Here is a 25,298-nt window from a genome sequence, read left to right as displayed (position 1 = left end):
CCCCGCCGGCCGCCTTGGACTCCCAGGGTCCAAATCTGCCCCTTGGCGACCCACCGCGCACGGCGAGCGGGGCCGGGCCCACAGGGGCTGCGCACTCGTCCCACAAGCGCTGTAATTGCGGACGTGGTCAATGAGGGTGCGGCGGCGCGCGGGACGGGACCCGTGCGCGCCGAACTCGCCCTCGAAACGATCATGTCGGATTCCGTGGCATCGGAGCGGGTCAGGCGGATCCTCGAACAGGCGCTCGTCTTCACGGGCGCGTCCCTCGCCGCCGTGTACCGCCCCGGCGACAACGGCCTGCTCCGCCTCACCGAGTGGGCCGGGGTCCCCGGGACGCTGTACGGGCTGCGCGAGAGCTACCCGGTGCAGGCCGGTGCGACCGGGGCCGGGCACTCCCCGGCCGCCGAGGCGCACCGCACCGGGCGCCCGCAGTGGCTGGGCCCCGACCGGCTCGCCGAGTGCGCGGATGCCGGACGGGTGCCCTTCCGGGACATCCAGCTTGCGGTGCTGCCCGTGCACGACGGCGAGGCCGGTTGTCTGCTCGCCGTCAGTGAGCGGCCGGGCGGCTTCGACAGCGACGACCGCGGCTGCCTCGAACGCGTCGCGGAGGCCCTCGCCGCACCCGCGCCGGCCCCTCCCGAGGAGGGCCGCGAACCGAGGGCCGACACCTTCGGTCTCGCCATGGACACCGGACGCGTCGAGGTCGGCGACGCGATCCTGGAGCTGTTCGGCATGGACCGGGAGCAGTTCGACGGCCGGGTGGAGACCCTGCTCGCCCGGACCGTCCCCGAGGACCTGCCCTCGCTGATGTCCGTGGTCGAGGCCGACCACATGTCGATCGGCGAGCGCGAGCTGGAGTTCCGGGTGCTCCGGCCCGACGGACCGCCTCGGTGGCTGCGGCTGCGCGGCCGGCTGGTGCCCGGCAGGGAGGGCCGGCCGGCGCGGCTCGCCGGCACCGTCGCCGACGCCTCCACCCTGCGCGCCGAGGTCACCGACGTGGCCCGGGTCCAGCGTCTGGCCGCCGCGCTCGCCACCGCCGGGACAGTCCGCGACGTCAGCCACGCCGTCGTCAGCGCGCTGCGCGAGCCGCTGCGGGCCGACCGGATCGCCCTCGCCGAGCTGGAGAACGAACGGCTCGTCGTCACCGTCCTCGACCCGCCCCAACCCGAGGCGTGGCCCGAGCTGTGGCGGTCGGAGTGGCGCGGCGAGTGGCCCGACGCGCCCGTGCGTTCCATGCCCACCCTGGCCACCGCGCTGCGCGAGGGCCGCGCCCGGATCTGGCCCGCCGGCGCCACCGAACTGGAACCCGGGCTCGCCGAGGTCGGCCCCGGTGGCCTCGCCGTGCTCCCGCTGCCCGCCGCGGGCCGGATGGCGGGGGCCTGTCTGATCGGCTGGGACAGTCCGCACGACTTCGGCCCCGAGGAACGTGCCCTGCTCACCGCCTCCGCCGGTCTCGCCGGGCAGGCCCTGCTGCGCGCCCACGCCTTCGACGCCGAGCACGAACTCGTCGGCATGCTCCAGCGTCAGCTCCTCCCGCGCCGCCTGCCCGAGCTTCCCGGCGGGGTCGCCGTCGCCCGCTATCTGCCGGCCACCGCGGGCCTGGAGGTCGGCGGCGACTGGTACGACGTGATCCCGCTGCCCGACCACCATGTGGCCCTGGTCATCGGCGACGTCCAGGGCCACAGCACGGCCGCCGCCACCCTGATGGGCCCGATGCGCACCGCCCTGCGCGCCTACGCCGCCGAGGGCCATCCGCCGGACGTGGTCGTCGCCCACGCCAACCGGCTGCTGATGGAGCTGGAGACCGACCTCTTCGCCACCTGCTGCTACGTCGACGTCGACATGGAGGCCGGCACGGCCTGGTGTGTGCGCGCCGGACACCCGCCGCCGGTGCTGCGTCACCCGGACGGCGCAACCGAGATCGTCGAGGCCGACGGCGGCCCGCCGCTCGGCGTGCTGGACCGCGCCGAGTTCCCGATGACCCCGCTGAGGCTGCTGCCGGGCACGATCATCGCCCTGACCACGGACGGTCTGGTCGAGTCGGCCGAGCTCGACATCGACATCGGCCTGGACCGGCTCGCCCACGAACTGTCCCTCTCCGACCCCGCCCACCTGGGCCTCGTCGCCGACGCCCTGCTCCGCGGCGCCCACCGCGAGGACGACATCGCCCTGCTTCTGCTGCGCTACGACGGCATGGCCGTCAGGCCCCTGCGCGAGGGCTGGACCGTCTGGCGCGTGCCCGAGGCGGCCCGGCACGCCCGCCGCTTCACCCGGCGCAGCCTGCGCTCCTGGGACATGCCCGAGGACGCCATGGACACGGCCCTGCTCGTCGTCTCCGAACTCGTCACCAACGCCCTGGTGCACACCGACGGCCCCGTCCGTCTCGACCTCACCCTGATCGGCCACCGCCTGCGCGTCGCCGTCACCGACGCCTCGCCCCGCACCCCCGTCAAACCCACGCAGCTGGGCTGGGACGCCACCGGCGGACGCGGCATCCTCCTCGTGGAGGCCGTGTCCGCCGCCTGGGGCACGCTGCCGGTCAGCGGCGGCAAGCAGGTGTGGGCCGAGGTTCCCCTGGACCCCTGAGGTCGGGGTGTCCGCGCGGGTGAGCAGGGTACTCGGCCGTCCGTGGCTGCACGTGAAGAGTTCCGTGGGCCCATGTGAAAGGTGATGAACCGTTGTGACCCCGTCCGCCCCCGCCCCGTCGTCCACCGGGAAGAAACCCGCCGTCCGCCGGGCCGAGACCGGCTGGGCCCGCGCCCGCCGGCTCCGCCACGACCTGTGGGCCCTGCGCACCTGCCTGCCCGCCGTCGTCACTCCCGGCGCCCCGCCCGGGATGCGCTCCGGCCCGGAATGGAACATCGTCAGGGGTGAGGACTAGTGACCACGACTAGCTAGGCGTCCGGGCACCACCGGGAGCCGAGGTGAGGCGATGAAGGCTCTCGTGCTGTCCGGCGGTGCCGGTACCCGACTCAGGCCGATCACCCACACATCGGCCAAACAGCTCGTCCCCGTGGCCAACAAGGCCGTGCTCTTCTACGGCCTGGAGTCCATCGCCGCCGCGGGCGTCACCGAGGTCGGTGTCATCGTCGGCGACACGGCCGACGAGATCCGTGACGCCGTCGGCGACGGCTCACGTTTCGGCCTCGACATCACCTACATCCCGCAGGAGAGACCCCTCGGCCTCGCCCACGCGGTCATCGTCGCCCGCGACTATCTCGGCGACGACGACTTCGTGATGTACCTGGGAGACAACTTCATCGTCGGCGGCATCACCGACCTCGTCGACGAGTTCCGCAGAACCCGCCCCGCCGCCCAGATCCTCCTCACCCGCGTCCCCGACGCCCGCGCCTTCGGCGTCGCCGAACTCGACGCGACCGGACAGGTCGTCGGCCTGGAGGAGAAGCCCGAACGGCCCAAGAGCGACCTCGCCCTGGTCGGCGTCTACCTGTTCACCCCGGCGATCCACGCCGCCGTACGCGCCATCGGGCCGTCCCGGCGCGGCGAGCTGGAGATCACCCACGCCATCCAGCACCTGATCGACGCGGGCGCCGACGTGCGCTCCACGATCATCAAGGGCTACTGGAAGGACACCGGGAACGTCGTGGACATGCTGGAGGTCAACCGGACCGTCCTGGAGGGCCTCGACCGCCGGATCGACGGAGAGGTCGACGAGGCCTCCGAGACCGTCGGCCGGGTCGTCGTCGAGGCGGGCGCCCGGGTCGTCAACTCGCGGCTCGTCGGCCCCGTCGTCATCGGCGCGGGCACCGAGGTCCGCGACTCCTACATCGGCCCCTTCACCTCCGTGGCCGAGAACTGCCGGATCACCGACAGCGAACTGGAGTTCTCCATCGTGCTGCGCGACTCCTCCATCGACGGAGTGGGCCGCGTCGAGAACTCCCTGATCGGCCGGCACGTCGAGGTGACTCCGGCGCCCGGGGTACCCAGCGCCCACCGGCTGGTACTCGGCGATCACAGCAAGGTACAGATCCACACATGAACCTCCTCGTCACCGGAGCCGCCGGGTTCATCGGCTCCACGTACGTCCGCGGCCTCCTCTCCCGCGACACCGCCCTGGACATCACCGTCCTGGACAAGCTCACCTACGCGGGCACCCTCACCAACCTGCCCATCGGCCACCCCCGCCTGGAGTTCGTGCAGGGCGACATCTGCGACGCCGACCTCGTCGACAAGCTGACGGCCGCCGCCGACCAGGTCGTGCACTTCGCCGCCGAGTCCCACGTGGACCGCTCCATCGACGGAGCGGCGACCTTCGTCCGCACCAACGTGCTCGGCACCCAGACCCTCCTGGACGCGGCACTGCGGCACGGCGTCGGCCCGTTCGTGCACGTCTCCACCGACGAGGTGTACGGCTCCATCGCGACCGGCTCCTGGCCCGAGGACCATCCGCTCGCCCCCAACTCCCCGTACTCCGCGTCGAAGGCGTCCTCCGACCTGATCGCCCTCGCCTACCACCGCACCCACGGCCTGGACGTCCGTGTGACGCGCTGCTCCAACAACTACGGCCCGCACCAGTTCCCCGAGAAGGTCGTCCCCCTCTTCGTGACGAACCTCCTCGACGGCGAGCGCGTCCCCCTCTACGGCGACGGACGCAACGTACGCGACTGGCTGCACGTCGAGGACCACTGCCGAGGCGTCGACCTCGTCCGCGGCAAGGGCCGCCCCGGCGAGGTCTACAACCTCGGCGGCGGCACCGAACTGAGCAACCGTGAACTGACCGGCCTGCTCCTCGACGCCTGCGGCGCCGGCTGGGACCGGGTCGACCACGTGCCCGATCGCAAGGGCCACGACCTGCGCTACAGCGTCGACTGGACCAAGGCCCGCACCGAGCTCGGCTACCGGCCCCGCCACGACTTCGGAGCCGGCCTCGCCGACACCGTCGCCTGGTACCGGGACCACCGAGACTGGTGGGAGCCCCTCAAGCGGGGAGCGCGCGGCGTATGAGATGGCTCGTCACCGGAGCGGGCGGCATGCTCGGCCGCGACACCGTCGAGGAACTGGCCCGGCGAGGCGAGGACGTGACCGGCCTCGACCACGCCGGCCTGGACATCACCCGCCCCGGGGCCGTGGACCGGGCCTTCGCCGCGCACCGCCCCGACCTCGTCGTCAACTGCGCGGCCCATACGGCGGTCGACGACGCCGAGACCGACGAGCCCCGCGCCCTGCGGATCAACGGCGAAGGCCCCCGACTGCTCGCCCGGGCCTGCGCCGCGCACGGTGCCCGGCTGATCCACGTCTCCACCGACTACGTCTTCGCCGGGGACGCCACCGCCCCCTATCCGGAGGACCACCCCCCGGCCCCGCGCACCGCCTACGGCCGCACCAAGCTCGCCGGTGAACGGGCCGTCCGCGCCGAGCTCCCGGAAGCCTCCGTCGTCCTGCGCACCGCCTGGCTGTACGGCGTCCACGGCCACAGCTTCGTCCGTACGATGCTCGATCTGGAGGCCCGCCGCGACACCCTCGACGTCGTCGCCGACCAGCGCGGCCAGCCCACCTGGAGCGCGGACGTCGCCGCCCGCATCGCCGACCTGGGGCCGAGGGCCGGCCGCACCGCCAGGGGCGTCTTCCACACCACGTCGGCCGGCGAGGCCAGCTGGTACGAACTGGCCCGCGAGATCTTCCGGGAGATCGGCGCCGACCCCGACCGGGTGCGCCCCACCACCAGCGACGCCTTCCCCCGCGCCGCGCCGCGCCCCGCGTACAGCGTGCTCGGCCACGGCCGCTGGCGGGAGACGGGCCTCGGCCCCCTGCGGGACTGGCGCACGGCCCTGCACGCAGCACTGCCCCTCATCCGCAAGGCGACCCAAGGAGTCCGTTCGTGAAACGCCACGAGTTCCTGCGGGAACTGCACAAGGTCACCGCCAACCGCAACTACCTGGAGATCGGGGTCAACGACGGCCGAAGCCTGCGCCTGTCCCGCGTGCCGAGCATCGCCGTCGACCCCGCGTTCAAGGTGACCACCGAGATCCGCTGCGACGTGCACCTGGTGAAGGCCACCAGCGACGACTTCTTCGCCCGCGCCAACCCGCTCCAGCATCTCAAGGGCGGCCGCCACCCCTGGCGCAACCTGCGCCGCGGCCGCCACCCCCTCGGCCACTGGCGGCGCACCACCCTCGACCTCTCCTTCATCGACGGCATGCACCTGTTCGAGTACGCGCTGCGCGACTTCATCAACATCGAGCGGCACTCCGACTGGGCGAGCGTGATCGTCTTCGACGACATGCTGCCGCGCAACGTCGACGAGGCGGCCCGCGACCGCCACACCGGCGCCTGGGCCGGCGACGTCTACAAGGTCACCGAGATCCTCGACCGCTACCGCCCGGACCTGGTCACCGTCCTCGTCGACACCCAGCCCACCGGCCAGCTCGTCGTCTTCGGCGCCGACCCCCGCAACCCGGTGCTGCGCCAGAAGTACGACGAGATCCTCGCCGAGTTCGACGTGCCCGACCCGCAGAAGGTCCCCGAGACGGTCCTGGACCGGGTGCGGGCGGTCCCGCCGGAGACCCTGCTGGAGGCCGGCTTCTGGCGCCCCCTCGTCCGCGCCCGCAACCTCGGCCTCTCCCGGTCCCGGGGGTGGGGCGCGCTGCGCGGCGCGCTGGCGGAGCAGGTGACGCTCAGCCGCTGAGCCCCGGACCCACCGGGATGCGTGCCCCGGCGACGGCGTGCCGTCATCCCCCGCGGGCCGTGCCCCGCCCGAGCAGCCGGTGCAGTGTGCGGCGTACCCGGCGGGCCAGCCTCCGCAGGCCGCCCGGCCGGGGCGCCGGCACCACGCGCACCCCCTCGGCTCCCACCCGCAGCGCCACGGACAGCGGATGGAAGCGCGCCTCCTTCGCGCCCGGGGTCAGGCACAGCGCCGTGCGCCAGGCGCGGCCCATGAGGTCCGCGGTGGGCAGCAAGGCCTCCAGCCGGCCGCCGGGGGAGAGCACGGCGGGAACGTCCCGGGAGCCGGCCCCGGTCAGCCGCAGCAGCGCCTCGGTGCGCGCGGGCACGTACAGCGGCAGGTCCGCGCCGATCCGCTCGCCGGCGACCGTGACGTCCCCCGGCCCGAGCCGGCCGAGCCCCAGCCGCTTGCCCGCGCGGTCGACGTCCAGCGCGAGACTGGCATGCCTGTCGGTCCAGTACGGCAGCACCACGCGGCCCGCGACGACTCCGGCGGGCGGGGCGGGACGGTCGTTGCGGGGCGCCGGGCCCAGCCGCAGCTCCTTCGTCCAGCCGCCGAGGCCGACCCGAACGTACGCGTCCCACAGACCGTCGGCGGGCAGCACCGTGCGGTCCGAGGGGTCGACGGTCGCCGTCCCCCGCAGCACCAGCCGTACCCGGCTGCCGTCCCCGGCCGGAACCGTCTCCCGGACGACCTCGACCGGATGGAAGTACTGGGCCGCGCTGGCCCGGTCGCGCAGCAGCAGGTCCGGCTTCGCCTTCCCGAACCGGCCGACGGTGTCCTCGCCCAGCCACCGCACCGCCTCGCCGACATCCGCCGGCGGCCACCGCGGGGAGCCCCCGGCGGCCGGGAACGTCATCGGACCGCCGTCGTGCGTCAGCTCGGCGGCGAACCCGATCCGCAGCACGCCGTCGTCCCAGCGGACGTCCTCCGGGTCCACGGTGAGCGCGACACCGGCCTCCCACTCGGCGAACGCGACGACATCCTCGTAGCGCCCGTCCGTGACCAGCGCGGCCACCACCCGCTGGGTGGGCTGCAGGGGTGCCGCCACGCCCGGCCCGAACCGCTCGACGACCACCCCGTGGATTTCGTCGAACAGCTCCTTGCGATAGTCCTCGGGCAGCTTCAGGAAGCGCCTGCCACGCAGGCGTTCGACCATCTCCACGCGCAGCCAGCGCCGGAACAGCCGGTCGCGCAGCGGACCCGGCTCGGTGTACTTCTCGACGACGTCCAGGGCCTCACGGAGGTTCTTGAAGTAGCCGACCGGGTCGAAGCGCTGGAAGCCCGCGTTCGCGTCGTCGTCGCGCCGGACGTGGTAGTAGCAGACGTAGTCGCTGAGCACCGAGACGTTGTCCGCGCGCAGATAGGCCTCGGTGACGAAGACGTGGTCCTCCAGGCGGCGCCGCCCCTCGGGGAAGCGCAGTCCGGTGTGTTCCAGGAACGCCCGGCGGACCATCTTGTGCGGGGTGAGACTGTCGATCAGCGGCGCGTTCTCGACGTTCGCCTTGGGCCGGTTGGTCCGGAAGAGTTCCACGGGCACCCCGCGGCCGCGGCCGACCATCTTCCCCACGACGACGTCGGCGTCGTTGGCCACCCCGTACGCGTACATCCGCTCCAGGGCCTCGTCGCCCAAGTGGTCGTCGTTGTCGACGAACATGACGTACTCGCCCCGGGCGGCGTCGATACCGACGTTGCGGGGCCTGCCCGCCCAGCCGGAGTTCTCCTGGTGGACGACGCGCACCCGGGGGTCCTCGGCGGCGAGCGCGTCGAGGCGGGCCGGGGTGGCGTCGGTGGAGCCGTCGTCGACGAAGATCACTTCGTACTCGTCGGGCGGCAGCGACTGCCTCAGCAGGGACGCGATGCAGTCCTCGATGTAGGGGCCGGGGTTGTAGACCGGCACGATGACGCTGACCTTGACCGGCATCGGGCTCCTGGCCCCCTTTTGATCTTCGCCGTCGGGCGGATGCGCGTGGCCCGATGCTAACTCCGCCGCTGCCGGGCCACCTGTCCTGTTCCCCAGCGTTCACCAGCCGTTGCCCACCATTGCGGGCCTCCGGCCGATCCACCGCCTTCGCCCGGCCGGGGGACGGGCCGCTGTCGCGGGCGGCACGCGTAGCCTGGACGTGTGCGTCTGCTGCTGATGTCCGACACCCATCTGCCCAAGCGCGCCAAGGCTCTCCCCGACCCGCTGCTCGAGGAGCTTCCGCGCGCCGATGTCGTCGTCCACGCGGGGGACTGGGTGGACGCGGCCACCCTCGACCTGCTGGAGGACCGCAGCCACCGGCTGATCGGCGTGTACGGCAACAACGACGGCCCGCAGCTGCGCGCCCGGCTGCCCGAGGTCGCCCGTGCCGACCTGGGCGGGCTGCGCTTCGGGGTCGTCCACGAGACCGGCCCCGCCCAGGGCCGCGAGGCCCGCTGCGCCGCCCGCTTCCCCGACCTCGACGTCCTCGTCTTCGGGCACAGTCACATCCCGTGGGACACCACCGCCCCCGGCGGACTGCGCCTGCTCAACCCCGGCTCCCCGACCGACCGCCGTCGGCAGCCGCACTGCACCTACCTGACCGCCACCGTGGCCGACGGCCGCCTCACCGACGTCGTCCTGCACCGGCTGCCACCGCGCTGACGCCCCGCTCACAAGGAACCGGGCCGCTCCCGGCCGAAACGGTCGGAGGCGGCCCGGCTGCTGCGAGTGTGCGTGTCTTCACGGACCTCCTTCCCTCACGGAGACACAGGACATGCATGCCTGTCCGTTGAAGGGGCGACTACCCCGCCCCCTCCCCTCTCACACGCCCTAAATCGACGGAATTTCGGGCATTTGACCATGGATTGCCCCTGCTGTCGCCGTCAGCGGGGCACCACTGCCGCCCCAGCGCAGCGCGACGATCTCGGCGGCCACCGACACGGCCACCTCCTCGGGTGTACGGGCGCCGAGGTCGAGGCCGACCGGCGAGCGCAGCCGCGCCAGCTCGCGCTCGGTCAGCCCGGCCTCCACCAGCCGTCGCCGTCGGTCGTCGTGGGTGCGGCGGCTGCCCATCGCGCCGATGTACGCCGCCGGCCGGCGCAGCGCCTCCCGAAGGAGCGGCACGTCGAACTTGGGGTCGTGGGTGAGGACGCAGATCACGGTGCGCTCGTCGGTGTCCGTGGCGCGCAGACGGCGGTGCGGCCAGTCGACGACCACCTCGACGCCCTCCGGGAAGCGACGCGGCGTGGCGAACGCCGGACGCGCGTCGCACACCGTCACCCGGTAGCCGAGGAAGACGCCGATCCGGGCCACGGCCGCCGCGTAGTCGATCGCCCCGAACACCAGCATGCGCGGCGGCGGCGCGAAGGAGTGCAGGAACACCGCGACCGCGTCCTCGCGCCGCTGCCCGCGCGGCCCGTAGCGCCGTACGCCCGTGACGCCGAGAGCGAGTTCACCGCGCGCGTCCGCCGTGACCGCCGCGTCCAGACCCTCGCTGCCGAGCGTGCCGACGACCCGGTCCGGCCAGACCGCGAGCGTGGCGCCGCGCGGCGCCGGGCCGTCGGTCACCGTCGCCGTGGTCACCGGCTCGCCTCCCGCGACCGACGCGGCGACCGCGCCGAACGAGGGATCGCGGCCCGGCGCGACGGGCCGTACCAGCACCGTGATCTCCCCGCCGCAGGTCAGCCCGACCGCGAACGCGTCCGCGTCGCTGTAGCCGAAGGTCTCCAGCCGGGCCTCCCCGCTCGCCACGGCCTCCTGGGCGAGCTCGAAGACGGCGCCCTCCACACAGCCGCCCGACACACTGCCCACGACCTCGTCGTGCGGTCCCACCGCCATCGACGCGCCGGGACCGCGCGGCGCGCTGCGGCTGACCTCGACCACGGTCGCGAGCCCGAACGGCACACCGGCGGCGTACCACCCGTTCAGCACCGGCAGAATCTCACGCACGTTCGCACGTTAATCCGTTGCCGCTCCGCTCGCCTTTCTGCTGCACTGCGCGAGTACCACTCCCCGACTTCGCAGGAGCCGAGATGCGCACATCGTTCATGTCCACCCAGCAGGAAGGAACGACCCCCATTTCAAAGGACATGACACTTCGTGCACTTGCTCAACCTCGGGATCCTCGCGCATGTCGACGCAGGTAAGACCAGCCTCACCGAGCGGCTGCTGCACTCCGTCGGGATCATCGACGAGATCGGCAGCGTAGACGCCGGCAGCACGCAGACCGACACCCTCGCGCTGGAGCGGCAGCGCGGCATCACCATCAAGTCCGCCGTCGTCTCCTTCCCGGTCGACGACGTCACCGTCAACCTCATCGACACCCCCGGTCACCCCGACTTCATCGCCGAGGTGGAACGGGTCCTGGGTGTGCTCGACGGGGCCGTCCTCGTCGTCTCTGCCGTCGAGGGCGTCCAGGCGCAGACCAGGATCCTGATGCGGACCCTGCGCCGGCTGGGCATCCCCACGCTCGTCTTCGTCAACAAGATCGACCGGCGCGGGGCGCGCGACGCGGACGTGCTGAGGGAGCTGACCGAGCGGCTGTCGGCCCCGGTCGTCCCGATGGGCACGGTCACGGACCTCGGCACCGGCTCGGCCGCCTTCCACCCGGGCCCCGTGCCGGAGGACGTGCTCACCGACCACGACGACGACCTGCTCGCCGCCTACGTCGACGGCACCCTCGCGCCCGCCCGGGTACGGGACGCCCTGCGCGCCCAGACCCGCCGCACCCTGGTCCACCCGGTGTACTTCGGCTCCGCCGCGACCGGTGCGGGGGTGCCCGCACTCATCGCCGCGATCAAGGAGCTGCTGCCCGCCGCCGACGGCGACCCCGAGGGTCCGCTCTCCGCGACCGTCTTCAAGGTGGAGCGCGGCCCGGCGGGCGAGAAGATCGCCTACGCCCGCCTGTTCTCCGGCACCCTGCGCACCCGCGACCGGATCCCCGTCGCGCAGGGCGAGGGAAGGGTCACCGCGATCAGCGTCTTCGGCCACGGCACCGACGTACGCCACGAGTCGGTCCCGGCCGGCCGTATCGCCCGCCTCTGGGGCCTCACCGGCATCCGCGTCGGCGACACCCTCGGTGAACCGCACAAGGAGTACGGCCACTTCTTCGCGCCGCCGACCCTGGAGACGGTCGTCGTGCCGGGCCCGGACACCGACCGGCGCTCCCTGCACCTCGCCCTCACCCAACTGGCCGAACAGGACCCGCTGATCGGACTGCGCCACGACGAGGTCCGGCAGGAGACCTCCGTGTCCCTGTACGGGGAGGTGCAGAAGGAGGTCGTCCAGGCCACCCTCGCGGACGAGTACGGCCTGCACGTCACCTTCCGCGAGACGACGCCCCTGTGCGTGGAGCGCCCGGTCGGTACCGGGGAGGCCGCCGAGTTCATCAAGAAGGGCGCCAACCCCTTCCTCGCCACCGTCGGCCTGCGCGTCGAGCCGGCCCCGCCCGGCGCCGGCGTGACCTTCGGCCTGGAGGTGGAGCTGGGCGCGATGCCGTACGCCTTCTTCAAGGCGGTGGAGGACACGGTCCGCGCCACGCTCGGGCAGGGCCTGCACGGCTGGCAGGTCACCGACTGCGCGGTCACCATGACCCACTCCGGCTACTGGCCCCGCCAGAGCCATGCCCACCAGGGCTTCGACAAGAGCATGTCCAGCACCGGGTACGACTTCCGCGGTCTGACCCCGCTGGTCCTCGTCGAGGCGCTGCGCCGGGCGGGCACGCGGGTGTACGAGCCGATGCACCGCTTCCGGCTGGAGGCCCCGGCGGACACGCTGGGCGGACTGCTGCCGGTGCTCGCCGCGCTGCGGGCCGTGCCCCGGACGACCGAGACCCGGGGCGGCCGGTGCGTGCTGGAGGGAGCGGTACCGGCCGCCCGGGTGCACGGCCTGGAGCAGCGCGTCCCCGGACTGACCCGGGGTGAGGGGGAGTGGGAGAGCGCCTTCGACCACCACGCGCCCGTCGTCCACGGCACGGTCCCGGAGCGGCCGCGCACCGACCACAACCCGCTCAACCGTAAGGAGTACCTGCTGAACGTGACGGGCCGGACGGGTGCCTGAGTGACGTGGGTGACGGCAGGGAAAGCCGAGGTGAGTCACAGCAAAGGGGGTGACGGACAGTCAACTTACTCGTGGGTCAGAAGGTATTGACGGTGTCCGGAAATCACCGGACTGTAGTGGACATGCCGAATATCCGGGCACGTCTGCTCGCTGTTCTGGTTGTCCTCTGCGGACTCTGCGGCTTCCTGACGGCGGCGGTCACCCCGTCCGCCGCCGCGGCCACCGTCCCCGACTCCCTCTCCTTCGACGGCACGGCGCTCACCGTGTCGAACGGCCGCTTCGTCGACGGAAACGGCCGCGAGGTCGTGCTGCGCGGCTACAACGTCTCCGGCGAGACCAAACTCGCCGAGAACAAGGGCCTCCCCTTCGCCTCGGTCGCCGACGCCAAGAAGTCGGCGACGGCCCTGCGCGCCCTCGGCGGCGGCAACTCCGTACGCTTCCTGCTCTCCTGGGCCTACGCCGAACCGGTCAAGGGCCAGGTCGACACCACGTACCTGGCCGCCGCCACCGCCCAGATGCGTGCCTTCCTGGACGCGGGCATCCGGGTCTACCCCGACTTCCACCAGGACCTGTACTCCCGCTACCTCTTCGACCCCGACAGCTGGTACACGGGCGACGGCGCCCCGCAGTGGGCGGTGGACCTCGGCAACTACCCCGACGAGTCCTGCGGGATCTGCTTCCTCTGGGGCCAGAACCTCACCCAGAACGGCGCGGTGAAGGCCGCCCAGTACGACTTCTGGCACAACGCCCACGGCCTCCAGGACTCCTTCCTCGCCATGGCCCAGCAGACGATGGCGTACATCAAGCAGAACCTGACGACCGAGCAGTTCACGGGCGTCCTCGGCTTCGACCCCTACAACGAGCCGTACGCCGGCACCTACGACTCCGGCCAGGCCAGCCGCACCTGGGAACGCGACCTGCTGTGGCCCTTCTACGTGAGGTTCCGCGCCCGGATGGACGCGGCCGGATGGCAGGACAAGCCCGCCTTCGTCGAACCGAACCTCTTCTGGAACGGCAACGTCAGCAAGGAGGAGGGCGGCCTTCTCGACGCCGGCACGCTCGGCTCCCGGTACGTCTTCAACACCCACTTCTACGACCAGAAGGCGATCTCCGGGGTCCTGATGTGGGGCAACGCCGAGGACGGCCAGTACGTCACCGACTTCGGCACGGTCCGTGACCGGGCCTCGGCGGCCGGGACGACGGCGATCGTCAGCGAGTTCGGCCATCCGCTGTCGGGCTCGGTCTCCGGCAAGGCGCCGACCGTCCTGAAAGCGATGTACCAGGGCCTCGACTCCCGGGTGAAGGGCGCCAGTTGGTGGACCACCCCCGCCACCTCCGGCCCGGTGCTGTCCGGTTCGCAGTGGCAGTGGGACATCTACAACGGCCGCCACCACGAGCTGATGAACGGCAACGCCGACAAGGTGCGGACCTCCGGTGACGCCTGGAACGACGAGGACCTCTCCGCCGTACGCCTCGACGACAGCGGCACGGCGACACTGCGTCAGGACGCCCGGCTGCTCGACCGCGTCTACCCGAGCGCCACCTCCGGCACGACCGTCGCCTTCACCTACGAGGACCGCTCCCGCGACGGCTCCACCACCCTCACCTGGAACCCGGTCCCCAGCACCCTGCCCAATGTGGCCTCGCTGGTCGGCTCCGGCCAGTACAGCGTGCTGGTCTGGCGCTCCAACGGCGGCAGCGCGCCGACCGAACTGCACCTGCCCGCGTCCTTCCCGACCGCGTCCACCACGGTCGTCTCCGATCTGGGCACGGTGTACGGCCCGCCGGCCTACACGTCCTCCACGAAGATCGCCGTCGCCGCGGAACCGGGCGGGACGGGCAGCCGCCGTCTGCTGCTCGGCGCCCCGGACTCCGGCGTGGTGCACTACGCGCTGGTCACCAACGGGGCGACCTCGCCGTCCGCGACGCTGCTGGCCGCGGCCCGCAGCGAGCTGGCGGCGTGGGTGGCGCAGAAGGTGGGATAGGCCCGAGGCGCAAGAAGGAGGGGTGGGTGGCGCCCGCCACCCACCCCTCGTCCACGTCCCGTCAGCTGCCGGTGCCCGTCCAGTCGGCGGCGACATGGCCCAGCCGGACCCGCTGCGGGTGGTCGCCCACCGGGATCGACAGGACCTTCTGGCCGGTGGCGAAGTCGATCGCCGTGACCTGGTCGGCGCCGCTCTCGGAGATCACGCAGTCCTTGCCGTCGCCGCTGACCGTGGCCCAGTACGGCTTGGAGGCGGTGACCAGCGGGCCCTCCTGGAGGGTGCTGCGGTTGACGACCGTCGCGTAGTCGTCCATCGTGCCGGCGACGCACAGCTTGCTGCCGTCGGGGCTCATCGACAGGCCGTGGTGGCGCGAGTCGTTGACGAAGGAGGTGCGGTCGTCGCTGGTCGCCGGGTTCTTCGGCAGGGTCTTGGTGCGGGTGATGCGGTCGGCTGCGAGGTCGTACTCGAAGAAGCCGTTGAAGAACGACACCTGGAAGTACAGCTTCGACTCGTCCGGCGAGAACACGGCCGGGCGCACGGCGTCCGAGTAGTCCGTGAGACCGATCGCGTCCAGCTTGGCCCGCATGTCGATGGTCTTGACCTGCTTGTACGTGGTCGCGTCGACGACGGTGATGTGCCGGTCGCCCTTCGTCCAGTCCAGCCACGGGGCGTCGAGATCGGTGTTCACGTCGCCGATCGCCATGTTGTAGATGTACTTGCCGTCCTTGCTGAAGATGTTCTCGTGCGGCTTGTCGCCGGTGGCGAACGACCCGAGCTGCTTGCCGGTGTCGATGTCCAGCACGTGCACGGTGTTCGCCGTCGACGCGGAGACCGCGACCCGGGTGCCGTCGGGGGAGACGGCCATGTGGTCGGAACGGTAACCGGACACGGGGAAGCGCCAGTTGATCGCCCCGGTGGCCAAATTGATCGAGACGACGTCGGCGAAGCTGGGCCGTGAGACGACCACGGACTTGCCGTCGGGTGTGGAGTACATGTCGTCCACGAACTGGTCGTGCCCCTCGCCGACGCCGTTGCGGATCGCCATGAAGTAGATCCACTTGATCGGGTCGGCGCTGATCTCCGCCATCCGCTCGTCCTTGTCGGGGATCACGTTGATCCGGCCGATCTTCGCGAAGTCACCGGTGGACTTGATGACGTCCGAGGTGCCCTCCCAGTTGTTGCCGACGAACAGCACCTCGCGCAGCGCGGCGGCGTTCGAGGCGTCCGACGCGGCGGTGGCGGCGGTCGCGGGGGCGGTGACGGTCAGGACGAGGGCGGCGGCTACGGAGCAAAGGTGCCTGGGCCTGAAGGCAGCCATGACTGCTCTCTCCTCTGGAGTGGCGGAAGGGGGGGGCATACGGGTGACGGCTCGCCCGAATCTGAACACGGCTGCGTTCAGAATGGACTTACTGGAAAGTAAGGAAGGGGTGCCCTTCGCCACAAGACTCCGTGCACGACAAAATTGGCGGCGGGGAGCACGGAGCGACGAGGGAGGGTCCAGTGACGGGCAGGCTCAGGGCGCCGACCGGCCGGTACGGCGGCAAGACCGCGGCCGAGCGGCAGGCCGAGCGGCGCGGAAGATTTCTGGACGCGGCGCTGCAACTGTTCGGCGGCACACCCGGTTACCGCTGCACCACGGTCGCGGCGCTGAGCGAGGCCGCCGGCCTGTCGACCCGCCAGTTCTACGAGGAGTTCCGCACTCTCGAGGACGTCCTCGCCGCCCTGCACCTCCGGGTCAACGACTGGGCGGAGGAAGCGGTCGTGAGCGCCTTCGCCGCCGCCCAGGGCCTGCCGCTCGCCGACCGGGTCACCGCGATCTTCCGCGCCTACGCGGCCAACGTCACCGCCGACCCGCGGCGCATCCGCATCACCTTCGTGGAGATCGTCGGCGTCAGCCCCCGCCTGGAGGAGCAGCGCCTGGCCCGCCGCGCCCGCTGGGTCGACCTGATCTGCGCCGAGGCCACGGCCGCCGCCGCGCGCGGAGAGGCGGCCCCCCGCGACTACCGCCTCGCCTCCACCGCCTTCATCGGCAGCGTCAACGGCCTCCTCCACGACTGGAGCGCCGGCTGGGTGGACGCGACCCTGGACGAGGTGGTCGACGAACTGGTGCGGCAACTTCTGGGGATACTGCGGCCCGCGGGGTGGGACTCGGAGGTGCGCTGACGGGGTGGTCGGGCGGGCGCGGTGCTGTTCGCGGCCGGGCCTGTCCGCAGGTGCCCTGCCCCCGTCCAGGTGGTGTCACCCCAGTCGCTCCACTGCCTCCACCACCCGCCCCACCCCGTCCTCGTCCCGCACCCGTGCCCCCAGTTCCCGTGCGCGCTCCCCGAATTCCGGTCCCCGGGTGGCCTGTACGAGCGCCTCCGCCAGCCTCTCGGCGGTGAGCCCGCGCAGGGGGAGTGCGCGCGGGGCCACTTCGGCCGCGACCAGCCGGGCCGCCCAGAAGCCCTCGTCGAACTGGATCGGTACCGGTACGGCCGGCACGCCCGCCCGGACTCCGGCCGCCGTCGTGCCCGCGCCGCAGTGGTGGACCACGGCCGCCATGTGCGGGAACAGCAGGGAGTGCGGCACCTCGTCGAGGGTCAGCATGTCGTCGCCGTCGGCGGCGAGACCGGCCCACCCGCGCTGCATCACCCCACGCAGCCCGGCCATCCGCAGCGCCCGTACCACCTCGGCGCTCAGCCGGCGCGGATCGGGCACGGTCGCGCTGCCCAGGCCGACATACACCGGTGGTGGGCCCGCGCCCAGGAAGTCCCGCAGCTCGGCGGGGAGCCGGTCTTCACGGTCGTACGGCCACCAGTACCCGGTGACGTCCAGCCCCGCCCGCCAGTCCCGGGGCCGGGGCACCAGCAGCGGGCTGAAGCCGTGCAGTATCGGCCCGGGCGGCCTGCGGGTGCCGCGGGCGGGCGGCAGGCCGAGGCGGGCGCGGAGTTCGGGGAGCGCGGGCGCGAAGACGCGTTCCACGGCCCACTGCACGCCGTGTCCGGCCAGGCGGTTGCCGAGCGCACCGAAGGAGCCGCCGCCGAGCATCGGCGGCGCGAACTCCCTCGTGGGGGCGATCGGCTGGAGCGGGAGGTCGAGCGCGGGCAGGCCCAGCCCCTCGGCGACCGTGTGGCCGAGGGGCGCCATGGATGCGGAGAGCAGCAGTACTTCGCTGGTCCGGGCCGCCGCAACGACGTCGTCGGTCATCCGTCCGACCAGTGCCCGCGCCATCCGCACCACCCGCGCCAGCTTGCCCACCCCGGTGGCGCTGCGGTGCAGTCCGCGCCCGCGCGCCGACTCCAGTTCGGCCCGGGGGTCGACCGGGAGGGGATGGAAGCCCACCCCCGAGCCCGCCACCAGCGGCGCGAACCGCTCGTGCGTGACCAGGGTGACCTCGTGGCCCGCGCGCACCAGGGCGTGCCCCAGACCGGTGAAGGGGGCGACATCGCCCCGGGAGCCCGCCGTCATGATCGCCACTCGCACGCCGGACAGTATGGCGGCGCCCGGGCCGATGAGGTGTGAACGACCCTGCGAAAGCGGCCACTTCACTCTTGAGACCGGTCACACCACTTCTGTCACGGCCGTTGACTTCACCCTCCCGCGGCTCTACTTTCGGCGCGCAGCACGTTCGGTTCGCCGACATTCGTTCGGTATTTCGAATTTCTCGTACACGGAGCCGCCGTATGTTTCCCCCACCGCGCTCGCATCTCCTCCGGCGTTGCAGATCCGCCGCCGTACGCCTCCTCGTCCTGGCGCTGACCGCGACCGCCGCTCTGCTGTTCGCCGGTCCGGGCGCGGCGCAGGCGGCGACGAGCCGTCAGATACCGGTGCCCGCCGCCCCGATGGGCTGGGCGTCCTGGAACAGCTTCGCCGCCAAGATCGACTACAGCGTCATCAAGAAGCAGGTGGACGCGTTCGTCGCGGCGGGTCTGCCGGCCGCCGGATACCAGTACGTCAACATCGACGAGGGCTGGTGGCAGGGCACCCGTGACAGCGCGGGCAACATCACCGTCGACGAGTCCGAGTGGCCCGGCGGGATGAGCGCCATCGCCGACTACATCCACAGCAAGGGCCTCAAGGCCGGCATCTACACGGACGCAGGCAAGGACGGCTGCGGCTACTACTTCCCGACCGGCCGCCCCGCCGCCCCGGGCAGCGGCAGTGAGGGCCACTACGAGCAGGACATGCTCCAGTTCTCCAAGTGGGGTTTCGACTTCGTGAAGGTCGACTGGTGCGGCGGTGACGCCGAGGGCCTCGACGCGGCGACGACGTACACCGCGATCAGCGGCGCGGTCGCCAAGGCGGCGGCCGCCACCGGCCGTCCGCTGACCCTCTCCATCTGCAACTGGGGCTACCAGAACACCTGGAACTGGGCCCCGGGCCTCGCTCCCATGTACCGGACCAGCACCGACATCATCTTCTACGGCAACAAGCCGTCGATGACGAACCTGCTGTCCAACTTCGACCAGGGCCTGCACCCCACCGCCCAGCACACCGGCTACTACAACGACCCGGACATGCTGATGGTCGGCATGGACGGCTTCACCGCCGCCCAGAACCGCACCCACATGAACCTGTGGGCCATCTCCGGAGCCCCGCTGCTGGCCGGAAACGACCTCAGCACGATGACCACCGAGACCGCGAACATCCTCAAGAACCCCGAGGTCATCGCCGTCGACCAGGACCCGCGCGGCCTGCAGGGCGTCAAGGTCGCCGAGGACAGCAGCGGGCTGCAGGTGTACGGCAAGGTCCTGGCCGGCACCGGCAAGCGCGCCGTCGTCCTGCTCAACCGCACCTCCGCCGCGGCCAACATCACCGTGCGCTGGTCCGACCTGGGCCTGACGAACGCCTCCGCGACCGTGCGTGACCTGTGGGCCCGTGCCGACGTGGGCTCGTACGGCACGGGCTACACCGCGAACGTCCCGGCGGGCGGCTCGGTCATGCTCACCGTCACCGGCGGCACCGAGGCGTCCGGCAGCACCTACACCGGTACCTCGAGCTTCTCCGGAGTGGTCGCCGGCGCCACCGGCCTGAAGATCGTGGACGTGGCCTACACCAACACCGCCGCCACGGCCCGTACCGCGACCCTCAAGGTCAACGGCCAGACCGCGACCACGGTCTCCTTCCCGCCGACGGGATCGAGCCAGGGCACCATCACCCTCGAAGTGGCCCTGTCCAAGGGCTCCTCCAACACCCTGGTCTTCACGGGCGCCCCCACCCTCGCGGACATCACCGTCAAACCCCTGCCCGGCATGAACGCCACCCTGGTCGTCGGCAAGCAGTCCGGCCGCTGCCTGGACATCTACAACAGCACCATCACCAACGGCACCCAGGCGGAGATCTGGGACTGCAACGGCGGCTCCAACCAGGCCTGGACGTACACCTCCCGCAAGGAACTGGTGGTGTACGGCAACAAGTGCCTGGACGCCTACAACCTGGGCACCACCAACGGCACCAAGGTCGTGATCTGGGACTGCAACGGCCAGAACAACCAGAAGTGGAACGTCAACAGCGACGGCACCCTCACCAACGTCAACGCGGGACTCTGCCTCGACGCCAACGGGGCGGGCACGGCCAACCGCACACCGATGGTCCTGTGGTCGTGCAGCGGCGCCGACAATCAGAAGTGGACGCTCACCTGACGGCGCGTACACCTGTCCGGGTGGATCCCACGGGCACATCCGCCGGTAATCATCCGTAAATCGCACCGTCCCGCCGATCATGACGATCGGCGGGACACGCCCGCCCTCGCATCACCCGGGCGGAGCGGCGCATGCAGAGCAGGTTCGGTTTCCTCGCCTCGCTGGTGACGGCCTGTCTGCTGACCGGAGGCCTCAGCACGGCCTCCCCGGCCGTCCCCGAGGACAGACGCTCCCGCGCCGCCGACGTCACCACCGTGTCCGAGGACACCTACCGCACCGGCTGGGACGCCAACGAACCCGGCCTCGCCCCCGACCAGGTCTCCAGCTCCGACTTCGGGCAGCAGTTCTCCACCACCGTCGACGGACAGGTCTACGCCCAGCCCCTCGTCGTCGGGAAGACGGTCGTCGTCGCCACCGAGAACAACAAGGTGTACGGCCTGGACTCCGCCACCGGCGCCAAGACCTGGACGAAGAACCTGGGCGCCGCCTGGCCCGCCTCGGCCATCGGCTGCGGCGACCTGGTCCCGAACATCGGCGTGACCGCGACCCCCGTGTACGACCCGGCCACCGGCACCGTCTACCTCACTTCCAAGGTCAACGACGGCCCCGACACCCAGCACCCCAGCTGGTACGTCCACGCCCTGAACGCCACCACCGGCGCCGAGCGCAGCGGCTGGCCGGTCAAGGTGGCCGGCGCCCCGGTCAACGACCCGACCCGGCCCTTCAACGCCTACACCGCGATGCAGCGCCCCGGTCTGCTGCTGATGGGCGGCTCGGTGTACGCGGGCTTCGCCTCCCACTGCGACCACACGCCCTACGTCGGATACGTCCTCGGCGTCAACACCTCGACCCGCAAGCAGACCCTGTGGGCCACCGAGAACTCCTCCGCCAACGGCATGGCCGGCATCTGGATGAGCGGCGGCGGCCTGGTCTCCGACGGTCCCGGCCGCATCCTCTTCTCCACCGGCAACGGCATCTCCCCGGCCCCCGGACCCGGTTCCAGGCCGCCGGGCCAGCTGGCCGAGGCCGTCGTCCGGATCGGCGTCAACAGCGACGGCACGATGTCCGCGCAGGACTTCTTCAGCCCTTCCAACGCCCCCACCCTCGACCAGAACGACACCGATTTCGGCTCCGGCGGCCCGGTGGCCCTCCCCGACGACGTCTTCGGCACCGCCCAGCACCCCCATCTCCTGGTGCAGATCGGCAAGGACGGCCGGCTGTTCCTCCTCGACCGCGACGGCCTCGGCGGCCGCAGCCAGGGCTCGGGCGGCACCGACAAGGTCCTCGGCGGCTTCGGCCCCTACGAGGGCGTGTGGGGCCACCCCGGCGTGTACGGCGGACAGGGCGGCTACGTCTACACGGTCGGCAGCCGCGGCCCGCTGCGGGCGTTCAAGTACGGCGTCACCGGCACCGGCCTGCCCGCGCTGACCAACACCGGCCGCTCCACGGAGACCTTCGGCTACACCTCCGGCTCGCCGGTGATCACCTCCACCGGCACCACGCCGGGCTCGGCGGTCGTGTGGGTGGTGTACTCGGACGGTTCGAGCGGAGCGAAGGGGCAGTTGCGCGCGTACGACGCCAATCCGGTGAACGGCACCCTCAAGAGGCTGTGGTCGGCGCCGATCGGCGTCGCCTCCAAGTTCTCCGTGCCCGCCACCGACGGCGGCCGCGTCTATGTCGGCACCCGCGACGGCCACGTCCTCGCCTTCGGCCGGCCCTCCAACGCCGCCCTCATCGGCGACACCGTGGACTTCGGCGACGTACCCGTCGGCGGCACCGGGCACGCCACGGCCACGGTCACCGCGACCCGCGACGTCACGATCAACGCCGTGACCGCCCCGGCGGGCAGCGCCTTCTCCGCCGCGCCCGCCGGACTGCCCCGCACCCTGCACACCGGCGACACCTACTCCGTCCCGGTCTCCTTCGCCCCGACCACGCCCGGCCCCGACAACGTCGTACTGAACTTCGCCACCGACCTCGGCGACACGGGCCTCGGCCTGACCGGATACGCGACCCGGGACGGCCTGCTCGCCTCCCCGCCCTCCGTGGCCTTCGACACCGTGCCCACCACCACCGACAAGACCCTCGGCGTCACCTTCACCAACACCGGCACCGGCCCGGAGACGATCTCCGCGACCACCGCCCCGGACGCTCCCTTCACCGTCCAGGGACTGCCCGCGAACGGCACGGTCGTCCAGCCGAAGCAGTCCGTCACCGTCCAGGTGACCTACGCCCCGACCGAGGCCGGCGACGACTCCTCGGCCTTCTCCGTCACCGGGCAGCACGGCACCGTCACCGTCGCACTGACCGGCTCCGCGGTCACCGGCGAGGCGCATCTGACGATCACCCCGACCTCCACCGACTTCGGACAGGTCAAGGTCGGCCAGTCCGTCACGAAGACCTTCGACATCGGCAACACCGGCAACATCCCGCTGACCATCACCAAGGCCAAGGCCCCCGCCGCCCCCTTCCACGTCAGCAACCCGCTCAGCGAGGGCCAGGTCATCGGCCCGGAGGACGTCGTCCACCAGGCCGTCACCTTCTCCCCGACCTCCGTCGGCGCGGTCAGCGGCACCTACGAACTCACCGCCGACGACGGCAGCGGTGCCCACAACGAGGCCCTCACCGGCACCGGCACCCAGGGCACCGGCGTCACCCTCCCGGCGCCGGGCGCGGGCGGCTGGCAGCTCAACGGCTCCGCCCAGCTCTCCGGCGACGACCTCCAGCTCACCCAGGCCACCCGCGACCAGGCGGGCTCGGCGGTCTTCCCGGTCCCGGTCCTCACCGACGGCCTGAACACCACCTTCACCACCGTCATCGGCGGCGGCACCGGCGCCGACGGCCTCACCTTCGCCCTCGTCGACCCGGCCAGGGCCACCCCGAGCACCCTCGGCGGCACCGGCGGCGGCCTCGGCTGGGCCGGCGTGCCGGGCATCGCGGTCACCGTCGACACCTACCGCAACGGCAGCGACCCCTCCGCGAACTTCGTCGGCATCGCCCTCACCGGCAGCGGTACGTCCCTCACGTACGCCTCCACCACGACCGCGGTCCCCGATCTGCGCTCGGGTCCGCACGCCGTCGCCCTGTCGGTCTCCGGCAAGACGATCACGGTGTCGATGGACGGCGCCCAGCTCCTGAAGACGACCGTGCCGGCCCTCCCCCCGACCGCGTTCGTCGCCTTCACCGGCGGCACCGGATCCCGGACCGACATCCACACCGTGCGGGACGTCGCCGTCACCGCCACCTCGTACGCCGTACCGCCGCCCGGCCCCAACGGCTGGCGCTACAACGGCTCAGCCGTCCTCTCCAACGCCACGAACCTGATCCTGACCCCCGCCACCGCCGACACCCGGGGAACCGGCATCCAGAGCACCGCCGTCCCGTCCGCCCGCCTGCGCGCCCGGTTCACCGCCACGATCGGCGGCGGCACCGGCGCCGACGGCCTCGCTCTGCTCCTCCTCGACGCGTCGAGGACGACCGCCAAGGCCCTCGGCGGGGGAGGCATGGGCCTCGGCTACGCGGGACTCCCCGGACTCGCCGTCGCCCTCGACACCTACAGGAACGGCACCGAGCCCTCCGCCAACTTCGTCGGCGTCGCCAACGGCAGCACCGGCGGACGCCCGAACTACATCGCCACCTCCACCGCCGTCCCCGCCCTGCGCACCGGCTCCCACACCGTGGACGCCACCGTGACCAGCGCTGGGCACCTGGTCGTCAGCGTCGACGGCACCCAGGTCATCGACAAGGCGGTGACCCTGCCGCCCAACGTGCTCGTCGGATTCTCCGGCGCGACCGGCACCCGGACGGACACCCACACCGTGACCGGCATCAGGATCGGTTACTGACCGACTGCGAGGAACTCCATGCGCACACTGACGAAACCCCTGCTCGCGGTCATCGCCGCACTGGGGTGCCTGGCCTTCGCCCCGGCTCCCACGGTGCTGGTCGGTGCCACCGAGTCGATGGGCCACGTCCTGACGGACACCGCCGGCCACACCCTGTACACCTACGACCGCGGCCTCTGCGCGGGCGCCTGCACCGACCTGCGCAGACCGCTGCGCGTCGCCGCCGGCGGCACCCCAACCCTCCCCCCGGGCGTCGCCGGCACCCTCGGCACCACCACCCGCCCCGACGACGGCACCCTCCAGCTCACCTACGACGGCTCCCCCCTCTACACCTACACCGGCGACACCCAGCCGTCCGAGACGAACGGCATCACCCTCGACTGGCACGTCGTCCCGGCCCGCTACCTCCCGGCCGAGTCCCTCTCCACCGCCGAGTCGAAGGCGACGACACCGCCCGCGTAGCCCGTGTCGACGTCCACGCGCCCCGCTTGACGTCCTGCCCCTGATCAGCCGGGACCGTCCGACGGCCGCGACGGCTCGGGCAACCCGCCCGCATCGAGAAGGCCCAGGCCGGGAGGTGACCTGGGCCCCGGCGAACTTCCTTCCTACTCGTCCCAGGCCTGGATGATCGTCTGCTCGACGATCTTGCCGTCCCGCAGCCTGAGCATCGAGTCGGCGAGTACGCGCACGCCGTCCGAGTACTCGCAGGACTCGCTGAAGGCGGCGCGGTCGCCCTGGACGACGCACTCCTCCAGCTTGTGCGTCATGTCCCGGCTGTAGACGTCGTCCAGCATCTCGGCTATCTCGCTCCGGCCGTGCAGGACGCGAGGACTGCTGGGCTGGGTGTTGTGATCGACGACGCGCAGTTCCGCGTCGTCCGCGTAGAGCGACAACAGCGTGTTCGGAGCCGGGCCTTCTATGGCCCTGCGCAGGGTGTCGGTGTCGAAGGCGGAGCCTGCCGCGGTGCCCATGGTGACCTCCTTGGAGGGCCGCGGACCCGGGGGGAGAGGTGTCGGCCGCGCCCTCACCTTCGAGGCTCCTCCGCCGCACGGGGCTCGGCAAGCGCAGCCGCCACGGCCCGGCGAGCGGGTGCGGCGGTCCGCCTGTCGGGTGAGCGGTGCCCGCCGGCCGTGTCCGGGGCGG

Annotated in this window: 18 protein-coding genes; 13 read left to right on the top strand and 5 right to left on the bottom strand. The window is 72.1% G+C overall.

Annotated features, from left to right (window positions below):
- Positions 1 to 123 precede the first annotated feature (123 nt).
- The 6 genes from ACIBVL_RS07310 (at position 124) to ACIBVL_RS07285 (ending at position 6,646) form a co-directional block, all read left to right on the top strand.
- Entirely contained in the window at positions 124 to 2,586 is a 2,463-nt protein-coding gene (locus ACIBVL_RS07310) for a SpoIIE family protein phosphatase (RefSeq protein WP_399093254.1), read from the top strand.
- Positions 2,587 to 2,680: 94 nt separating this feature from the next.
- Complete coding sequence (locus tag ACIBVL_RS07305; protein ID WP_399093251.1) at positions 2,681 to 2,881, top strand: hypothetical protein; 201 nt, start codon at positions 2,681 to 2,683, stop codon at positions 2,879 to 2,881.
- A 51-nt stretch (positions 2,882 to 2,932) separates the two neighbouring features.
- Positions 2,933 to 4,000, top strand: coding sequence for a glucose-1-phosphate thymidylyltransferase (locus ACIBVL_RS07300; RefSeq protein ID WP_399093248.1), 1,068 nt, complete (start codon positions 2,933 to 2,935; stop codon positions 3,998 to 4,000).
- The gene (gene rfbB / locus ACIBVL_RS07295) at positions 3,997 to 4,965 is read left to right on the top strand and encodes a dTDP-glucose 4,6-dehydratase (protein WP_399093245.1); all 969 of its coding nucleotides are present in this window, start codon (positions 3,997 to 3,999) and stop codon (positions 4,963 to 4,965) included. Before ACIBVL_RS07300 ends, rfbB begins: the two co-directional genes overlap by 4 nt.
- Complete coding sequence (gene rfbD, locus ACIBVL_RS07290; protein ID WP_399093242.1) at positions 4,962 to 5,843, top strand: dTDP-4-dehydrorhamnose reductase; 882 nt, start codon at positions 4,962 to 4,964, stop codon at positions 5,841 to 5,843. The genes rfbB and rfbD overlap by 4 nt, the downstream gene beginning before the upstream one ends.
- Positions 5,840 to 6,646, top strand: coding sequence for a class I SAM-dependent methyltransferase (locus ACIBVL_RS07285; RefSeq protein ID WP_399093239.1), 807 nt, complete (start codon positions 5,840 to 5,842; stop codon positions 6,644 to 6,646). Before rfbD ends, ACIBVL_RS07285 begins: the two co-directional genes overlap by 4 nt.
- 43 nt (positions 6,647 to 6,689) lie before the next feature.
- Here the strand turns inward: ACIBVL_RS07285 and ACIBVL_RS07280 are convergent, their stop codons facing one another.
- On the bottom strand, positions 6,690 to 8,606 hold the full coding sequence (locus ACIBVL_RS07280) for a glycosyltransferase family 2 protein (RefSeq protein WP_399093236.1): 1,917 nt from the start codon (positions 8,604 to 8,606) through the stop codon (positions 6,690 to 6,692).
- Positions 8,607 to 8,807: 201 nt separating this feature from the next.
- Here ACIBVL_RS07280 and ACIBVL_RS07275 point away from each other — a divergent pair, with 201 nt between their 5' ends.
- Positions 8,808 to 9,308 (top strand): metallophosphoesterase family protein, encoded by a 501-nt coding sequence (locus ACIBVL_RS07275; RefSeq protein ID WP_399093233.1) that lies wholly within the window; start codon positions 8,808 to 8,810, stop codon positions 9,306 to 9,308.
- A gap of 168 nt (positions 9,309 to 9,476) precedes the next feature.
- Here the strand turns inward: ACIBVL_RS07275 and ACIBVL_RS07270 are convergent, their stop codons facing one another.
- Positions 9,477 to 10,595, bottom strand: a complete 1,119-nt coding sequence (locus ACIBVL_RS07270) for an XdhC family protein (RefSeq protein ID WP_399093230.1) — start codon at positions 10,593 to 10,595, stop codon at positions 9,477 to 9,479.
- A gap of 150 nt (positions 10,596 to 10,745) precedes the next feature.
- Between ACIBVL_RS07270 and ACIBVL_RS07265 the strand changes: the two genes are divergently transcribed.
- A complete protein-coding gene (locus tag ACIBVL_RS07265; RefSeq protein WP_399093227.1) occupies positions 10,746 to 12,704 on the top strand; it encodes a GTP-binding protein in 1,959 nt (652 codons plus the stop codon).
- A gap of 122 nt (positions 12,705 to 12,826) precedes the next feature.
- Positions 12,827 to 14,689 (top strand): endoglycosylceramidase, encoded by a 1,863-nt coding sequence (locus tag ACIBVL_RS07260; protein WP_399093224.1) that lies wholly within the window; start codon positions 12,827 to 12,829, stop codon positions 14,687 to 14,689.
- 61 nt (positions 14,690 to 14,750) lie between these two features.
- On the opposite strand, the gene ACIBVL_RS07255 is transcribed toward ACIBVL_RS07260, so the two are convergent.
- A complete protein-coding gene (locus tag ACIBVL_RS07255) occupies positions 14,751 to 16,007 on the bottom strand; it encodes a YncE family protein (RefSeq protein WP_399093221.1) in 1,257 nt (418 codons plus the stop codon).
- Between the two features lie 182 nt (positions 16,008 to 16,189).
- Between ACIBVL_RS07255 and ACIBVL_RS07250 the strand changes: the two genes are divergently transcribed.
- On the top strand, positions 16,190 to 16,852 hold the full coding sequence (locus ACIBVL_RS07250; RefSeq protein ID WP_399093218.1) for a TetR/AcrR family transcriptional regulator: 663 nt from the start codon (positions 16,190 to 16,192) through the stop codon (positions 16,850 to 16,852).
- Positions 16,853 to 16,927: 75 nt separating this feature from the next.
- Here the strand turns inward: ACIBVL_RS07250 and ACIBVL_RS07245 are convergent, their stop codons facing one another.
- The gene (locus ACIBVL_RS07245; RefSeq protein WP_399094812.1) at positions 16,928 to 18,136 is read right to left on the bottom strand and encodes a glycosyltransferase; all 1,209 of its coding nucleotides are present in this window, start codon (positions 18,134 to 18,136) and stop codon (positions 16,928 to 16,930) included.
- 215 nt (positions 18,137 to 18,351) lie between these two features.
- Between ACIBVL_RS07245 and ACIBVL_RS07240 the strand changes: the two genes are divergently transcribed.
- From ACIBVL_RS07240 to ACIBVL_RS07230, 3 genes are all read left to right on the top strand, one after another.
- Positions 18,352 to 20,310, top strand: coding sequence for a ricin-type beta-trefoil lectin domain protein (locus ACIBVL_RS07240; RefSeq protein WP_399093215.1), 1,959 nt, complete (start codon positions 18,352 to 18,354; stop codon positions 20,308 to 20,310).
- A 131-nt stretch (positions 20,311 to 20,441) separates the two neighbouring features.
- Positions 20,442 to 24,155: a choice-of-anchor D domain-containing protein gene (locus ACIBVL_RS07235; RefSeq protein WP_399093212.1), complete on the top strand. Its 3,714-nt coding sequence runs from the start codon at positions 20,442 to 20,444 to the stop codon at positions 24,153 to 24,155.
- Positions 24,156 to 24,173: 18 nt separating this feature from the next.
- Entirely contained in the window at positions 24,174 to 24,617 is a 444-nt protein-coding gene (locus ACIBVL_RS07230; RefSeq protein ID WP_399093209.1) for a hypothetical protein, read from the top strand.
- 143 nt (positions 24,618 to 24,760) lie between these two features.
- Here ACIBVL_RS07230 and ACIBVL_RS07225 read toward each other — a convergent pair whose 3' ends face one another.
- Positions 24,761 to 25,126, bottom strand: coding sequence for a nuclear transport factor 2 family protein (locus tag ACIBVL_RS07225; protein WP_399093206.1), 366 nt, complete (start codon positions 25,124 to 25,126; stop codon positions 24,761 to 24,763).
- Positions 25,127 to 25,298 lie beyond the last annotated feature (172 nt).

The sequence above is a fragment of the Streptomyces sp. NPDC049687 genome (assembly GCF_044465285.1).
Lineage (GTDB): Bacteria > Actinomycetota > Actinomycetes > Streptomycetales > Streptomycetaceae > Streptomyces.
The sequence above is the reverse complement of the archived record's forward strand: the minus strand, read 5'-3'. Positions and strand labels throughout refer to the sequence as shown.

What these genes read in the sequence shown, in the direction of transcription:
- ACIBVL_RS07300 (WP_399093248.1), top strand. Translation starts at nt 2,933, where the DNA reads ATGAAGGCTCTCGTGCTGTCCGGCGGTGCCGGTACCCGACTCAGGCCG.
- rfbB (WP_399093245.1), top strand. Translation starts at nt 3,997, where the DNA reads ATGAACCTCCTCGTCACCGGAGCCGCCGGGTTCATCGGCTCCACGTAC.
- rfbD (WP_399093242.1), top strand. Translation starts at nt 4,962, where the DNA reads ATGAGATGGCTCGTCACCGGAGCGGGCGGCATGCTCGGCCGCGACACC.
- ACIBVL_RS07280 (WP_399093236.1), bottom strand. Translation starts at nt 8,606, where the DNA reads ATGCCGGTCAAGGTCAGCGTCATCGTGCCGGTCTACAACCCCGGCCCC.
- ACIBVL_RS07260 (WP_399093224.1), top strand. Translation starts at nt 12,827, where the DNA reads ATGCCGAATATCCGGGCACGTCTGCTCGCTGTTCTGGTTGTCCTCTGC.
- ACIBVL_RS07255 (WP_399093221.1), bottom strand. Translation starts at nt 16,007, where the DNA reads ATGGCTGCCTTCAGGCCCAGGCACCTTTGCTCCGTAGCCGCCGCCCTC.
- ACIBVL_RS07245 (WP_399094812.1), bottom strand. Translation starts at nt 18,136, where the DNA reads ATGACGGCGGGCTCCCGGGGCGATGTCGCCCCCTTCACCGGTCTGGGG.
- ACIBVL_RS07240 (WP_399093215.1), top strand. Translation starts at nt 18,352, where the DNA reads ATGTTTCCCCCACCGCGCTCGCATCTCCTCCGGCGTTGCAGATCCGCC.
- ACIBVL_RS07235 (WP_399093212.1), top strand. Translation starts at nt 20,442, where the DNA reads ATGCAGAGCAGGTTCGGTTTCCTCGCCTCGCTGGTGACGGCCTGTCTG.
- ACIBVL_RS07230 (WP_399093209.1), top strand. Translation starts at nt 24,174, where the DNA reads ATGCGCACACTGACGAAACCCCTGCTCGCGGTCATCGCCGCACTGGGG.
- ACIBVL_RS07225 (WP_399093206.1), bottom strand. Translation starts at nt 25,126, where the DNA reads ATGGGCACCGCGGCAGGCTCCGCCTTCGACACCGACACCCTGCGCAGG.